This is a genomic window from Myxococcus sp. CA056 (assembly GCF_013336715.1).
Classification (GTDB): Bacteria; Myxococcota; Myxococcia; order Myxococcales; family Myxococcaceae; genus Myxococcus; species Myxococcus llanfairpwllgwyngyllgogerychwyrndrobwllllantysiliogogogochensis.
The window spans coordinates 1-14,703 of record NZ_JABUMT010000004.1 but is presented as its reverse complement, the minus strand read 5'-3'; the positions used below and the strand labels follow the sequence as shown (position 1 = coordinate 14,703).

The following is a 14,703-nucleotide window of genomic DNA, read 5'->3' as shown; positions in this document are numbered from 1 at the left end:
ACCCATATCCATGCGCAATGATGTCAGGGTCACCGCTGACGGGGCTTCACGCCTCGCTGGGTGTCGAGCAACCGTTCACCGCCGGGTGCCTGGAGGTGGATGACCCCTGGATGTTCTACGGGGGCCAGCCACTTTGCAGGTCCTGCGACGGGGACGTGGACCATGGCGTCCAGGCCTCGTATCAGTTCGATGTACTCACGACGAAGCAAGGGGTTGTGTTCCAGGGCTCGCGCGAGCGCGGCTTTCGCCTGACGGACACCTTCCTCCTGCGTGGAGCCCACCCGTGCCTCCATGAACAACAATCCGGCACGCAGCGCATGTGCCTGCGCCTGATTCGGGTCGAGCCGCATCGCCAGCTCCACCTGTCTCAAGCCCTCGGACAGCGCGACTCTCGCCTCCGCGAGGGGCTGCGCCTCAGCCAGCTTCCACGAAGCCCGCGCGAGCGACACATGGGCCTCGAGATACGGATAGAGCGCCACGGCGCGACGGGCCTCGGCACGGGCTCGCAGGAGCGTCTCCACCGCGCGCCTCCCCTGCCGCCTGGCCCACTCCGCGCCCATCAACTCCAGACTCGAGCCCACGACGCGACAATCCGCGCAGCGCGCGTCCACACGCAACGCCTCTTCCAGCGCCCGGCGCCCATCCGCCAGCGGAGTCTCGGGAGACTTCCCGTCACGCACCGCCTGGGTCGCCAACAACAAGTGCGCCGACGCGACATGGAAGTGGGTGCGTCCCGCCGTCGCATTGATGCTCAGCGAGCGGGCGAGTGCATCGAGCGCTCGGGTCAACGTGGGACTCGCGTCACCTCCCACGTCGATGAGGTACGAGGCGTGGGTCAGCTCCGCCAGCGCCACCTCGTTCAGCGCGGAGTAGAAGCGACCATCCAACGCGAGCGCGCCCCGTCCCGCCTCCAATGCGCGTTCCACGTCCGGGCTCGGGTCCTCGCCTCGCGACAGCGCGTACGTCCCCAGCGAGTTGTGCAGCTCCGCCAGATTCGAGTGCGCGAAGAGGTACCGGGGGTCCGTGCGCAGCGCGAGCCGCAGGTGCTTCCCCGAGGCCTCGTACTCGGGACGCGGGTCCAGACCGTGCTCGCGCTGATGATTGCCCTTCCACCGGTGCACGAGCGCCAGGTCATTGTGTCCCCAGGGGTAGGCCGGCTCCAGCTCCAGTGCCCGGGTGAGCTGGGCCATGGACTCGTCCCACGACGCCCCGGGGTCTCCGCCCTCGCGCGCGACTTGAAGCCCCCGCAGGAAGAGACTGAAGCCCAGCGTGTCGTACGCCAGGACCTCCCGGGGTTCGAGCTCGATGGCTCGCGAGGCAGACGCAATGGCTTCTCCCAGGAGCCGCTTCGGCTCCTCGTTCCCATCCAGGGGACTCGCCGCGCGATAGGCATTCATCAACACCAGCGCCCGCTTCGTGTGCGCGGACGCGCGCATGGGCGATGCGACGAGCGCCCGCTCACTCGCCTCCAGCGCCAGCGACAACGAGTCCTTGCGCGAGCGGCCCTCCTTCCGGTCCAGGTCCGCTTGCTGGAGCCAGACCTCCGCGAGCGCCTCGTGGCCCCGCGCATCGCTGCGTCCCAGCTCCAGCGCACGTTCATAGCGACGTGCCGCCTCCAGGAAGTCCGCGCGCGCGGCTTCGTAATCCCCACGGCCCAGCCGCTCCATGGCCCGCGCATGAGCCACGTCCGCCGCGAGCATCCGCGGCTCCAACATCCACGGAGTCTCGGCCTCCGCACCCGACGCGGCGGCCTCCGCCCCAGCCAGGTCCTGGCGATAGAACGCCATCCATCCCGCCAGCAGCCGTGGCGACTCCCCCGCCGCGCCCTGCCCTCGCTCCAGCGCGCGCAGGGCGGGCGCGAGGAGGTCCACTTCCAGGGTCCGCGCGTGCTCGGCCACCCACTCGGGCCCGCCCCGGCGTCGCGCCGTCTCCATCGCCAGGAGGTACAAGCCGCCCAGCGTCTTCCCCAACGCCAGATTCAGCTCGGGAGAATCCAGCCCCAGCCCCGCCGCGCGAGTCAGCTCCTCGCGGGCCTGTTCCAACTCGCCCATCGCCAGATGGCCGCGGCCTCGTGCGTAATGCACCAGCGACTCGCCATGCACACCCAGCGCGTGCGGTGTCGAGGTGAGCTGGACCATCCGCTCACGCACGAGCCGCTCTTCCGGACGCGTGTCATGCAGCGGCGCCATCAAGGCCGCGCGCATCAGCCACTCCACGTCCTTCACCTGCTGCCCCAGGTGCTCCGCGAGGCGGGCGCGTCCCTCGGCCTGACTCCACGAGCGCACACCCAGGACGGAGACGACCAGCACACTCAGCAGGGAGACGGCGGAGACGACGACGAGCGCGCGGTGCTTGCGCGCCCACCGCCGTCCTCGTGCGACGAGCCCCGGTCTTCGCGCGAGGATGGGCTCGCCATCCCTGTACCGGTCCAGGTCCTCCGCCAGCGCGCGCGCCGAGGCATACCGTCGCGCCGGGTCCTTGTTCAGACACGTCAGGACGATGGTCTCCAGGTCGCCCGCCACCTCCGGCACGCGCAGGCGAGGAGCAACCACGTCCTCGTGCAACACCTGATGCAACGTGCCCACGGAGGTGGTGTCGCGGAACGGCGGCACCCCCGTCAGCAGCTCGTACAGCGTGGCGCCCAGGCCATAGACATCCGTGCGCCGGTCCACGCTGGCGCGGTCTCCGCGCGCCTGCTCGGGAGCCATGTACGAAGGCGTGCCTAGCACCGCCCCTGTCTTCGTGAGGCCCTGCTCCAGGTCCGCGTCGTGGGCCAGCCCGAAGTCCGTCACCACCGGGTACCAGCGCCGCTCCTCCTGCCGTTCCACCAGGATGTTGGAGGGCTTGAGGTCGCGGTGGATGACGCCCAGCCGATGCGCCTCGTGCATCGCCGATGCGACCTCCCGCATCACCTGGACCTTCTCGCCCAGCGACATGTCGGGCGCCACGCGGTCCAGCCGGGTGCCGTCCACGAGCTGCATCGCGATGAAGTCCCGCGCGCCGACACGGCCCACCTCGTACACGCGGCAGACGTGAGGATGGACGATGCGCGCCTGCGCGCGGGCTTCCTGGAGGAAGCGCATGACGCGGTCCGGGTCCGCCTCCCGCACGAACTTGAGCGCCACGAAGCGACCCAACCTCCGGTCCCTCGCCTTGTAGACCTCCCCCATCCCCCCGCGCCCCAGCAGCTCCAGCGAGTCGAAGCGCTCGCCCATCGCCACCTCCGCCACGCCCAGGTCTGGAGCGCGCGCGTCCTCCGGCGCCTCGCTGCCATCCATCGTGGGCCCGTCGTCCCCTTCCCGGCGCCCCGCGTCTCCCCGTTCCGACATGGCGCCATGCTAGCCGCCCCACGAGGTCCCCGGACCAGCCCCGCCCCGTTCCCGATTCGTGTGTCACGGCCCAGGTGTAGGCTGTCCACCCATCCGCGCGTCCCGGAGGCCTGGAATTGAGCTTCGCCCTCATCATCGCCTTCACCACCACCCTGGCCCTGGGCTCCGCGCCGACGCCCGACGCTCGCGAGCCGCTTACGGACCTCCTGGATCGCTTCCAGGACGTCGCGCATGACGATTCGAAAACGGACGACGAAGTAGAAGATTCGGGAATCCAGAAGGAACGACAAGCCCTGGCGACGGCCATTCAGGCCCATGGCGCGGCCGCCATTCCCCCGCTGCTCGCCATGCTCGACAGCGACAAGGTGGGCGTGCGCGTGCTCGCGGGCTACACCCTGGGCGACATCGAGGGGCTCACCGAGCAGCATCTGGAGCCGCTCATCGAGGCGCAGCGTCAGGGCACGCCGTGGGTCGAGCGGGCCATCGGCCACATCGGAACGCCTCGAGCCCTGGCCTTCCTCACGGAGGCCCTCGATGAATACCCCTCGAGATACAACCAGCTCACGGGCGCCCTGGAAACGGCGGGCGGCAAGGGAGCCCTCGCGCTCACGGAGTCACTGCGCGCTCCCAAGCCCCGGAAACCCGCGTACGTTGACGTCGCCTGCGAGCTGCTGCGTGAAATGAAGGACAAGGCGAGCCCCGCCATCGAGCCGCTCCTCGCGGTGATGGCGGAGGAGAAGACCCATCCCAAGAACCAGGTCCACGCGATACGACTGCTGGGATGCATCGGCTTTCTCGCCCAGCCCGCCGCCGACAGGCTCGAGCAGTTTCGTGAGAAGACGCCCCGGTTGAAGCGGGACATCGACCTGGCGCTCATCAGCATCCGCCCCGAGCTGACCGCGGCGCTCTTCGCCCAACAGCTGCGTGTCGAGCCCACCATCCCGTTGCTGCGAGACCTCGCGAAGCTGCGTCAGGACGGGCGCGGAGCCGGCGGTGCCCTCGTCGAGCTGCTGACCCACGAGAACTGGGAGATACGCGTCGCGGCGGTCCATGCCATGGGCTACCTCCAGTACACGGACGCAACCGACCTGCTCATCGCCCAGCTCAACGACGAGAAGGACTGGCGGATGGTCATCGTCTCGGTCGAGGCCCTCGGAAAGTTCAAGGCCCAGAAAGCCGTGGGGCCACTGGAGCGCGTCGCGAAGGAGCACTGGTATCCCTTCGTGCGCAAGGGAGCGCTCCAGGCCATCAAGGTCATCCGGGGCGAGGCCACGTACACCGAGGATCCGCACTTTCCCTCGGAGTTCCTCCACTACCGGTTCTCGGTCGACGACACGCCCAACCCGGTCGAGCCGCCCTTCGTCCCGGGGAGCGACGAACTCTCCGAGAAGGACCTCAAGCCACTGAAGTACCCCATGCAGGTGCGCACCCGGGCCGAGAAGGGTTGGCGCGTCCAGAACTTCCAGGCGGAGCCGGGCTGTGGCTTGCGCGTCGCGAACGGGCACCTCTTGGGCACCAACCGGGGAGAGTGGGGAGGCGAGCTGGTCCACCGGAGCGCGAAGCGCGCCACCTCGGTGCTGCTGAAGGAGAACACGCGGTCCATCCACCGCATCGGCGACACCCTCGTCGCCGTCACGGGACTGGCCCACCTCTCCAGCCATCGCGGAATGATGTACCGGATCGTCCCCAAGGGTGACTCCTATGTCGCCGAGCCCTGGAGGGTGCTGCCCGGCTCGCCCAAGGTCGCCGGGACGATGGAAGACGGCCGGCTGTTCATCTCCTGCGCGGGCGGCGACGTCATCGTCACACCCGACGGCACCCTGGAGATGTCCACCCGGGAGAGTCGGCGCGCCAGGCCCATGAAGCCCTCCGCGCCGTGACACGCGCGCACACCGCGCGCCAGGTCAGCGCAAGGCCGTGACGTGGATGGCGGGAGTCCGCACCGCCGTGGCGCGCTCCACCACGCGGCCCAGCCGCAGGAGCAGGTGCTCCTCATACGGGCGCCCCATGAGCTGGACACCCACCGGCAGGCCCGCGCGGTCGAAGCCGGCCGGGACCGACAGCGCGGGGAAGCCCGTCAGGTTGCCCTCGCGCACGAAGCGCATCAGCGCATCCACCACGGGCAGGTTCGACTCGCCATCCGGCAACGTCGCCTCCGGAATGAGCGGCGCGGTGGTGGCTGTCGACGGCGTGACGATGACGTCCACGTCCGCCATGACGGCCAACAAGTCGCGAGTCAGCCGGTGGCGGTGGCGCAGCGCATGAATCAGGTCCGTGGCGCGGAAGTGCCGGCCGATGGCCAGGTTGGTGCGGGAGTCGAGCCCGAAGTCCGCGGCATTGGCGCGCGAGTGCGGAAGCATCGACTCCGCCATCTCGCTCAGGATGATGCAGCTGTGCGTCCACAGCACCGTGTTCAAGTCAGGCGCGGGAATCTCCACCACCGTCGCGCCCGCGTCGGTGAGGGCGCGCACCGCGTCCTTGCAGCGCGCCACCACGTCCGGCGAGGCATCCTCGAAGTAGGGCCAGCAGATGCCCAGCCGCACCCCCATCAAATCCGTGCGCTCGTAACCAGACAGGTGATGCGGCGGCTGCGTCTGCGAGACCAGGTCCTTGCCATCCGGCCCCGCCAGCAGCGAATACATCGCGGCGACGTCGTCGACGGTGAGTCCCATGGGCCCGACGTGGCCCACGTTCCAGCACAGCGGCGGCACGCCCGTCTCCGGGATGCGGCCCCAGGTCGCCTTGAGCCCGACGATGCCGCACAGCGCCGCCGGAATCCGGATGGAGCCACCGCCATCCGCGCCAATGCTCAGCGGACACAGGCCCGCGGCCACGACGGCGGCCGAGCCACTGGAGCTGCCCCCGGTGATGTGCGCCCGGTTCCACGGGTTGCGCGCGGCACCGTGGTGCGGATTCAACCCGATGGGGTTGATGCCAATCTCATTCATGTTGGCCTTGCCCAGGATGAGCGCGCCCGCGGCCCGCAGGCGCGCGGCCACCGTCGAGTCCGTCGAGGCCACCTGATTGCGGAACCGCGTCCCCAACGTCGTGGGGAAACCCGCCAGGTCCACTTCGTCCTTGAGCACCACGGGCACACCGTCCAGCACGCTCAGCGGACGACCAGCGCGCAGGCGCTCGGCGGACGCCTCGGCGGCGCGGAGCACCTCGTCGGGCTTGCGCGCGATGAACAAGCCCATCCGCGCCTCGCCCCGCTCCAGCCGGTCGATGGCCTCGTTCAACCGCCGCGCCACGGCGACAGGGTCCGCTCCCCCCTCCCGGTAGGCGCGCGCGTACGAGCCCACCGTCTCGCGCTCCGGCGTCACGGCCTGCGCGGCGATGGCACGCGCGGCCTGCTCCTGCGGGGACTGGACTTCCGTCGCGGGCGCACCGGGCGGCAGCGGGAACTGGAGCGGAGGTGCGTCACCCGCGGGCAGCTCGCGCCACTGGGTGATGCCACTGTCCCGCACCAGTTTCTCCAGCACGGGAGCGCCGACCCCACTCTCCAGGGTGTTGACGAACGCCTTGAGCGCGAACCCCGACACGCGGGGCGCCTTCACCGGGTTGCGTTGGTAGGACATGACGCCGAGCCTACTCGGGGCCGGCCCCGACGTGGGACTTCACCCCGGCGGCCGCCCCAGCCCGTGAGCCTCCGCGAGCTCACGCAGCCGTTGGAGGAGCACATCCCGGTCCTCGTAACGCAGGCCCCGCGTCTCCATCGCGGGCAGCAATTCGACGCGCACCCGGCCCGGGCGCACACGCCATTCGCCGACGGGAAGCACCGCGCGCGCTCCGTGGAACACCATGGGGACGATGGTCGCCCCGGAGCGAATCGCGAGCACCGCCGCGCCCTTCTTGTAGGGCCCCAGCGCGCCGTCGGGGCTGCGCAGTCCCTCGATGGACATGTAGTAGCTGGCCCCCCGCCGCAGCGCCTCCGTGGCCCGGTCCACCGCGCGCCGCGCCTGCGCATGCCACTGCCGCACCACCACCGTGGAGCCCTGCGACAGCGGCACCCACCCCGCGAAGGGCAGCACCGCGAACCCCAGGTTCATGAAGATGAGCGCGGGTCGCGGCAGCGCCGGGGGGGTCACGAACGTCTCGCTCAGGCTCGTCTGATTCAACTGCAGGAAGACGTACGCGGCGGCGTCGTACCGGCCCGCGTTGTGGTCCACCACCTCCACGTCCACGCCGAAGACCCGCCGCGCCCAGAGGCACCAGGCGCGCATGAGTGCATCCGACGCCCCCTGGCTCACCGGGCCCAGCAACAGCGCGGGCGTCAGCAGCGGAGGTATCGCCGCGCAGGCCGCGCTCCAGCGCAGCAGGCTCGACAGCAGACCCGGGCGGGGAGGGAGCGCACAGGGAACGTCCATGCGGCCCGCTATACCAGGGTGTATCCATCACGACAGGGTGGAAGCGGACCTCTCGCGCGCCTCCGCGGGGACATGGCAGGCTGCACGGAAGTCCAGGCAGGCAGGGGGGCTCCATGGGAAGTCCACGCGTCAACGCGCTCGAGGAGTACAAGGCGCTGCTCGAGCGACAACGAACCCGACCGCTCGGCCCCGACGACGAGCAACGACTGGAGCTCTTGCGCGACGTGCTCCTGGAGCTGGGCGCGCTGCCACCCGAGGGCAGTCCCCTTCCCCCGCGCCCCGCGCGAGCGGACGCGGTGCTGGAGCTGACGTTCGCCACGCAGGACGACGTGGTGCGCGCGTACAGCAAGAACATCGGCACCGGAGGGCTGGCCATCCGCACCCCGCGCGCGCTGCCGGTGGGCAGCACGCTGGAGCTGCGCATCACCCTGCCCGACGCCTCCCAGACCCTGCGCGCCGAGGGACAGGTGGTCTGGTCCCGCGAGGACGGCATGGGCGTGGCCTTCACCCAATTGCCGCCCGAAGCCGAGCGCCGGCTGAAGTCCTTCCTCACGCAGGATGCCTCGCTGCTCCAGCGCGTGCGCAGCGTGCTGAAGACGGACGTGATGGGCCTGCTGAAGACGGACGTGCGGGAGCTGGGCAAGGGCCCCGCGCCCCAGGCGGCCACCGCCGTGGAGCTGGATACGCGAGTCCCCATCCTGGTGCGCCTGTCGGACGCGCGGCTGATGACGCTCGTCACCGAGCTGTTCCACCAGAAGGGACTGCGCGTCGTGACGGACAGCGACAGGCCCGCGCCCATCATCGTCGTCGACACCGGCTCCGCGCTCGACGTGCTCAGCACCGCGGGCCGGCCGGGCTCACGCACCATCCTGGTCAACGTGAGCGGGCCCGACTCGTTGATGGGCCGGCTGTCGAACCTCAGCCCCGCCGCCTTCGTGAAGCACCCCGCCACCGCCGCTTCGGTGCTGCTCGCGGTGGAGAAGCTGCTCACGGCCACGAAGCTCTCTTGAGGGCCCCACCCCTGACGGAGGGCCCCCGCTGACACGTCAACGGGGGAGGCTGACGCGTCCATGGGCGGCTCAGACCGAGGGGCGATTGCCTCCGCGGGCGTGAAAGTGCTTTGCATCCGGGGGCTTACCGGCAGCCCCACTGCTGGCCCGTCCCCTGCACATGCGCACCCGCGAAGCTGGCGCGCCACGGACGTGGACTCTCCGCCGCTTCAGGAACGTCATGGACGCCATTATCGAGCAGTTGAAAACCCTGGCACTCGCAGAGGCCTTCCCCTTCCTGCTCAAGGCAGTCGGGGCCCTGGTGCTGTGGTTCGTGGGTCGCGCCGTCATCAACACCTTCCGGCGCGTGCTGAACATCACCCTGCAGAAGCGTCAGTTCGACGCCACGCTCATCCGGTACATCGAATCGCTGTTCGCAGGCTCCCTCACCATCCTGCTGCTGCTCGGCATCCTGGGGATGATGGGGTTCGAGACCACGTCGTTCGCCGCGCTGCTGGCCGCCGCGGGCATCGCCATCGGCACGGCCTGGTCCGGCCTGCTCTCCAACTTCGCGGCGGGCATCTTCCTGCTCGTGCTGCGTCCGTTCCGCGTGGGAGACGAAATCTCCGCCGCGGGGGCGACAGGCGTGGTGCAGGAGATTGGCCTGTTCGCCACCACCATCGACACGTCCGACAACCTGCGCATCTCCGTCGGCAACAACCGGCTCTTCGGCGACAACATCGTCAACTACAGCCACCACCCCCACCGCAAGCTTGTCGTGAAGGTTCCGATGATGCACGGCGGTGACGTCCGCGGACTGATGCGGGCCCTCGAGGAGCGCGTGGCGCTGGTGCCGGACGTCCAGGCCAAACCCGCGCCCAGCGTCGAGGTGGCGGAGTTCAGCGTGCTGGGTCCCGTGTTGGGCATCGGCGTGTACTGCAAGCAGCCCCAGGCCAGCGCCGTGCAAGCCCGCGTCGCGATGGCCGCCTCGGAGATTCTCATGGCCGCCGGCTATGTCGTTCCGCCGCAGGTCTCCAACGAGGTGCTCGCCAAGGCGAGCTGAGAGACTGCCCCGGAGCACGCCTCCCGGGCCGCTTCACGTCGCTGGTCTCTCCCTGCCCGGGCGAGGCCGGCGCCGAGCGCTGGCCGCGTCCCTCCCAGTCCTCGCGCCGTCACACGAAACACCTCGGGACTCTCTCTGACGGGCGGAGCATCCACCGCCAGGGGAGAGTCACCATGACGGACAAACTCAAACAGAACGCGGGCGGGGCGCGAGGCAGGGGGCGCTCGAAACCCCGCGCGGCGGCACCCGAGCCCACGACTCGCCGGGGCCGCAAGGCGGCGCCTCGCGCGAGGACGGCGGGAAAGACAGGCCGCGCCACGACGAGCGAAACCACGAAGGCGCTCGGCTATGCCTACTGCGCACTGCCGCAAGTCCCGGAGCGGCCACTGCCTCCGGACTTGAACGCGCGCCGACTTCGCCTCATCCGCATGAACGAGCAGAAGTGGGCCAACGGCACGGTCCTCCACTACTACTTCTTCGACAAGGCCACGGATGGCGAGGAGGTGCGGCTGGCCAACGGCACCACGCGCTTCGTGCCATGGACGACCACGGACACCGAGAAGGACGTCGTGCGCGCGGCCTTCGAGCGGTGGACGCAGGTGGGCCTCGGCCTGAAGTTCCAGGAGGTGGCCTCACGCGACGAGGCCGAGGTGCGCATCGGCTTCATGCGCGACGACGGCGCCTGGTCCTACGTGGGCAGGGACATCCTCGCCCAGGGGCAGGACGAGCGGACGATGAACTTCGGCTGGGACCTCACGGAGCACCCGCGCGAAATCGACACGGCCATCCACGAAATCGGCCACACGCTCGGCTTCCCGCACGAGCACCAGAACCCCCACGCGGGCATCATCTGGGACGAGGAGGCCGTCTACGCCGCGCTGGCCCGGCCCCCCAACAGCTGGAGCCGCGAGACGACGTTCCACAACATCATCCGCAAGCTGGTCGCGAGCTCGGTGGAGGGCTCCACCTGGGACCCGGACTCCGTCATGGAGTACCCCTTCCAGCCCGGGCTCATCAAGGAGCCCATCGAGTACTTCCGCAACGGCCTCACCCCGAAGGGCGGGCTGTCGGACCAGGACAAGGCCTGGGCCCGGACGATGTACCCGCCCCTCACCGAGCAGGACTACACCGCGCTGCAGCCGTTCCAGTCCGTGCGCCTGCAGCTCAAGCCCGGACAGCAGCGCAACTTCACCTTCACGCCCCAGGAGACCCGCACGTACGAGCTGCGCACGTTCGGCGTCTCCGACACCGTCATGGTGCTCTTCGAGAAGAGCGGCACGGGGCTGCGCTTCCTCGCCGGTGACGACGACAGCGGCCTGGGCACCAACGCGGCCCTCAAGCTGAAGCTGTTCCGGGGACGCGAGTACGTGGTCCGCCTGCGGCTCTACTACGAGGAGCGCGCGGGCGAGTCCGCCATCATGCTGTGGTGAGCCCCCTGCCCGCGCTTCCGCGGAAGCGCGCGGAGCCAGCGCTCGCTCCCGTGCTCGAGGTCCACGGGGGCGAGGCGCGGCCCTCCACGCCGTCCTCCACCCCGGGCTGACAGGGCCTGAAGCCCCGGGGCTGGCGACGACGCTCGACTGACGATATGGCTCGCCCTCCTGTCCCCCGGGTTGCCGGGGAGCGAGACACCAGGACAGTCCAGGAGCCCCGCAGGTGGTGATGACCGCGACTCGCAGCCCGGCCTCGACGTCCCTCGACACGACGGCCCCACCTCCCCTCCTCCCGAGTGGAGCCCTCGCTTGAGCGCGGACCTGGGCTCGGGCGTGGAGGGCCGCTGGACCTGGGTGGCTCCGCTCCTCGCGGCGGTGTTCGGTCTGCTCTGGTACCTGGCGGTGGGCGGTGGGCCCACGCTGGACCCCACCGACCTGGACTGGCTGGGGGGCGACTTCGCGCAGCACGCGCTCGGCTGGATGCACTTCCGCGACGCGCCCTGGGGCTTTCCCTTGGGCAGCACGCCGGGCCTCCTGCGCCCGCTGCCCATGTCGGTGGCCTTCTCCGACTCGAATCCCTGGGTGTCGCTCGCGCTCAAGCCCTTCGCGCACTGGCTGCCCCGGGACTTCCAGTTCATCGGCCCGTGGCTCGCCCTGTGCTTCATGCTCCAGGGCTGGCTGGGCGCGCGGCTGACGGGCCTCTTCACGCCGAGCCCCGTCCAGCGCGTCCTCGGGGGCGCCCTGTTCGTCCTCGCGCCCGTGCTGCTGTACCGGACGGGGCACGACACGCTGTGCGCGCAATGGCTGCTCACCGGCATGCTCTGGGTGCACCTGCGCCCGCGCGCGAGCACTCGCGACGCGTGGAAGGCGCTGGGGTGGGCGCTGCTGCTCAACACGCTCGCTTCGGGCATCCATCCGTACCTGGAGGTGATGGTCTTCGCCCTCACCCTGTCCCTGTTGGCCACCGTGACGTGGCGCGAGCACCACCTGTCGCGGCGCGCGGCGGCCCTGGCGCTGGCCGGGCTCTGCCTGGTGCCGGCGGCGCTGTTCGTCGCCTTTGGCTACGTGGGCCAGGGCGTGCGCTCGGGCTCGGCCGGCTTCGGCTACTTCAGCTCCGACCTGCTCACCCTGGTCAACCCCATGGACTGGTCCCGCGTGCTGCCGGGCCTGCCCACCGGCCGTGGACAGTATGAGGGGTTCGGCTACCTGGGCACCGGCGTGCTCGCCCTCGCGGCGGCGGCCCTCTGGAAGCCCCAGGGCGTGGGCGCCCAGGCGCGCGAGCGCCTGCGCACCCACGCTCCGCTCGTCGTCGTGCTGCTGCTGCTCGCGGTGCTGGCGCTCTCGTCGGTGCTGACGGTGGCGGGCGTGACGGTGCTGTCGCTGCGCAAGGCCGTGTCCCCGCTGCTGCCGCTGCTCAGTCCCTTCCGGGCCTCCGGCCGCTTCATCTGGCCCTTGCACTACGCGGTGCTGACGGGGCTGCTCGCGCTCACGCTGTGGCGCTGGCGCCAGCGGCCCGCGGTGGCCACGGGCCTGCTGCTGGGCGCGGTGCTGCTCCAGTCCCTGGACACGGCCGAGCTCTGGACGCGCAACCACTTCGCCGTCACGCCCTGGCCCCGCCTCAAGGCCCCCGAGTGGGCCCTGGTGGACGCGTCCTACCGACACCTCGTCCTCGTCCCCCCGTACGTCCACCTCTCGGAGACGCCCTGCCTCAAGAGCGCCTTCGTGGAGCGCGACTACGTGAGCTTCGGGGACCTGGCGTACAGGCAGGGCCTGACGACCAACAGCGGCTATCCAGCCCGGCTCAGCGAGGCGCGCGTCTCCGAGGTCTGCGAGGCGCTCCTGGCCGACGTCTCGGCGGGGCGACTCTCTCCGGACACGCTCTACATCGTCGACCCGGCCCGGCTGGAGTCCTTCCGGCGACTGGGTGACGCCGTCACCTGCGGCACCGTGGAGGGCTTCCAGGTCTGCGTGGCCCAGCGTGAGGGACGCTTGCGCGAAGCCCTCTCCCGCTCCGCGCCCTCCCCCACGGGCACCTCGGTGGACACGCCCCGCTGAGACGCCCCGGCCCGGAAGCTACCGCGCGTTCACCGCGGCATTGCGCGCGTCCCCCGCCGCCCGGTCGAACCGCTCGCCGACGGCCACATAGCCCGGCGCATTGACGAAGGGCGGCAGTTGCTCCTCGGACGTGCGCTCGTGGCGCATGTTGAGGGGGTGCAGGTTTTCGGCCGCGCAGGCCAGCCGGACGGCCCGCCAGGACAGCCCCGCTGCTTCCATGATGCGCAGGTAGTCGTCGAGCTGGAGGTTCTTCGCCGCGTTCTCCAGGATGAGCGGGCGCATCGCCTTCGTCACCGGCTTCACCGGGTACCAGTCCTTGGCGCGGCGCCGGTACTCCCGCAGCCGCTCGTCCCGCAGCGCCACCAGTCGCTCGCGGAACTGGGCTTCCGTATCCAGGAGTCGCGCCAGCGCGGTGCGCCCCATCTCCGCATGGAACACGTCCGTCGTGTCATCCGCCCGGGCCCGCGCCCCGACGAAGTCGACATAGGCCCGGGTGGCCGCGAGCAGCTCGCGCTCCGCGTCCTCCACGGACGGGACGGCCGAGGAGCGCGACTCCGGAACCTCCCTGAAGCACTCGTCGGGAGTCTTCGCCTTGCCGTCGGGCCCTGGCCACGGGAAGACGTGCTGGTACCAGACGTCCCGGTCCGGAAACACGAGCACCAGCTCCGGCATCCTGGGGAGCGGAGGCGGAGGCGTGGTGAGGACCCAGTCGGCCGGGTCCAGGGCCTCGACCGAACGGATGGCGACGAGCCCCCGCGCCTTCATCGAGTCCAACCAGGCATAGAAGGACGGCTCGAAGCCTCCCTCCACCTGGAAACCTCGGAAGGGTTTGTCCGGCGCCCCGCAGAAGACCCCGGCGTACGGGTCCTCGAGCATCAGCGCCCGGAGCTCCAGGCCTCCAAGACGGGCGTTGCCGACAATCGCGGCCTGCCAGGCATAGCTCTGGGCATGGAGTGACATCCCTCCAGCCTAGCGCGAGTTCACTCCGGAGAGGTGGCGCCCGGGAGGCTGTCTTTGCCCGCAATGACAGTCGCCAGCGGGTGGTCCACCACCCGCTGGCGACTTACGTCTTATACGGGCACCGAGGCGCCCGACGAAAAACTACGGAACCTGCGTCAGCACGTCCGTCGTGGTCAACACAGGCGTGGGGAAGGGAAGAGAACCGCCACAGCCACGGGGACCGCCACGAACCTTGGTCTTGATCTGCATGATGAACTCCTGGTGAAGACTGAGTTGAAGGAACAGATACCGCCGAGGTCAACCGGCAAAGCCAGTCGACGCCAGGAACTACGCCAGCACGTCCGTGCTGAGCACGGGGCCGGGGATCGTACCGCCACCACCGCAACCACGGGGACCGCCACGAACCTTGGTCTTGATCTGCATGGATATTCTCCGGGTGAAACGGGTGGACTGAACGACTACGCCAGCACGTCGGTCAACACGGGGATCGTACCGCCACCACCGCAACCA

At 70.1% G+C, this 14,703-nt stretch carries 9 protein-coding genes; 5 read left to right on the top strand and 4 right to left on the bottom strand.

Annotation, left to right across the window (positions count from 1 at the left end):
• Positions 1-29: 29 nt before the first annotated feature.
• Complete coding sequence (locus HUA76_RS18680) at positions 30-3,329, bottom strand: serine/threonine-protein kinase (RefSeq protein ID WP_174461651.1); 3,300 nt, start codon at positions 3,327-3,329, stop codon at positions 30-32.
• 116 nt (positions 3,330-3,445) lie between these two features.
• Here HUA76_RS18680 and HUA76_RS18675 point away from each other — a divergent pair, with 116 nt between their 5' ends.
• A complete protein-coding gene (locus HUA76_RS18675) occupies positions 3,446-5,209 on the top strand; it encodes a HEAT repeat domain-containing protein (RefSeq protein ID WP_174461650.1) in 1,764 nt (587 codons plus the stop codon).
• A 24-nt stretch (positions 5,210-5,233) separates the two neighbouring features.
• On the opposite strand, the gene HUA76_RS18670 is transcribed toward HUA76_RS18675, so the two are convergent.
• Positions 5,234-6,907 carry an amidase gene (locus HUA76_RS18670; RefSeq protein ID WP_174461649.1) on the bottom strand — a complete coding sequence of 558 codons (1,674 nt, stop codon included), beginning with the start codon at positions 6,905-6,907 and terminating at the stop codon, positions 5,234-5,236.
• Positions 6,908-6,946: 39 nt separating this feature from the next.
• The gene (locus HUA76_RS18665) at positions 6,947-7,696 is read right to left on the bottom strand and encodes a 1-acyl-sn-glycerol-3-phosphate acyltransferase (protein WP_174461648.1); all 750 of its coding nucleotides are present in this window, start codon (positions 7,694-7,696) and stop codon (positions 6,947-6,949) included.
• Between the two features lie 113 nt (positions 7,697-7,809).
• On the opposite strand from HUA76_RS18665, the gene HUA76_RS18660 reads away from it, so the two are divergent.
• The 4 genes from HUA76_RS18660 to HUA76_RS18645 all read left to right on the top strand — a co-directional run bounded on the left by HUA76_RS18660 (position 7,810) and on the right by HUA76_RS18645 (position 13,233).
• A complete protein-coding gene (locus tag HUA76_RS18660) occupies positions 7,810-8,706 on the top strand; it encodes a TIGR02266 family protein (protein ID WP_174461647.1) in 897 nt (298 codons plus the stop codon).
• Positions 8,707-8,926: 220 nt separating this feature from the next.
• Positions 8,927-9,748, top strand: coding sequence for a mechanosensitive ion channel family protein (locus HUA76_RS18655; protein WP_174458487.1), 822 nt, complete (start codon positions 8,927-8,929; stop codon positions 9,746-9,748).
• Between the two features lie 173 nt (positions 9,749-9,921).
• On the top strand, positions 9,922-11,178 hold the full coding sequence (locus HUA76_RS18650; RefSeq protein ID WP_174461646.1) for a M12 family metallopeptidase: 1,257 nt from the start codon (positions 9,922-9,924) through the stop codon (positions 11,176-11,178).
• A 309-nt stretch (positions 11,179-11,487) separates the two neighbouring features.
• Positions 11,488-13,233 (top strand): DUF6311 domain-containing protein, encoded by a 1,746-nt coding sequence (locus tag HUA76_RS18645; RefSeq protein ID WP_254614334.1) that lies wholly within the window; start codon positions 11,488-11,490, stop codon positions 13,231-13,233.
• Between the two features lie 18 nt (positions 13,234-13,251).
• Here the strand turns inward: HUA76_RS18645 and HUA76_RS18640 are convergent, their stop codons facing one another.
• Positions 13,252-14,193 carry a hypothetical protein gene (locus HUA76_RS18640; RefSeq protein WP_174461645.1) on the bottom strand — a complete coding sequence of 314 codons (942 nt, stop codon included), beginning with the start codon at positions 14,191-14,193 and terminating at the stop codon, positions 13,252-13,254.
• Positions 14,194-14,703 lie beyond the last annotated feature (510 nt).

Excerpts from the sequence above, each read along its gene's own strand:
- HUA76_RS18680 (WP_174461651.1), bottom strand. The coding sequence starts at position 3,329 with ATGTCGGAACGGGGAGACGCGGGGCGCCGGGAAGGGGACGACGGGCCC.
- HUA76_RS18650 (WP_174461646.1), top strand. The coding sequence starts at position 9,922 with ATGACGGACAAACTCAAACAGAACGCGGGCGGGGCGCGAGGCAGGGGG.
- HUA76_RS18670 (WP_174461649.1), bottom strand. The coding sequence starts at position 6,907 with ATGTCCTACCAACGCAACCCGGTGAAGGCGCCCCGCGTGTCGGGGTTC.
- HUA76_RS18665 (WP_174461648.1), bottom strand. The coding sequence starts at position 7,696 with ATGGACGTTCCCTGTGCGCTCCCTCCCCGCCCGGGTCTGCTGTCGAGC.
- HUA76_RS18655 (WP_174458487.1), top strand. The coding sequence starts at position 8,927 with ATGGACGCCATTATCGAGCAGTTGAAAACCCTGGCACTCGCAGAGGCC.
- HUA76_RS18660 (WP_174461647.1), top strand. The coding sequence starts at position 7,810 with ATGGGAAGTCCACGCGTCAACGCGCTCGAGGAGTACAAGGCGCTGCTC.
- HUA76_RS18640 (WP_174461645.1), bottom strand. The coding sequence starts at position 14,193 with ATGTCACTCCATGCCCAGAGCTATGCCTGGCAGGCCGCGATTGTCGGC.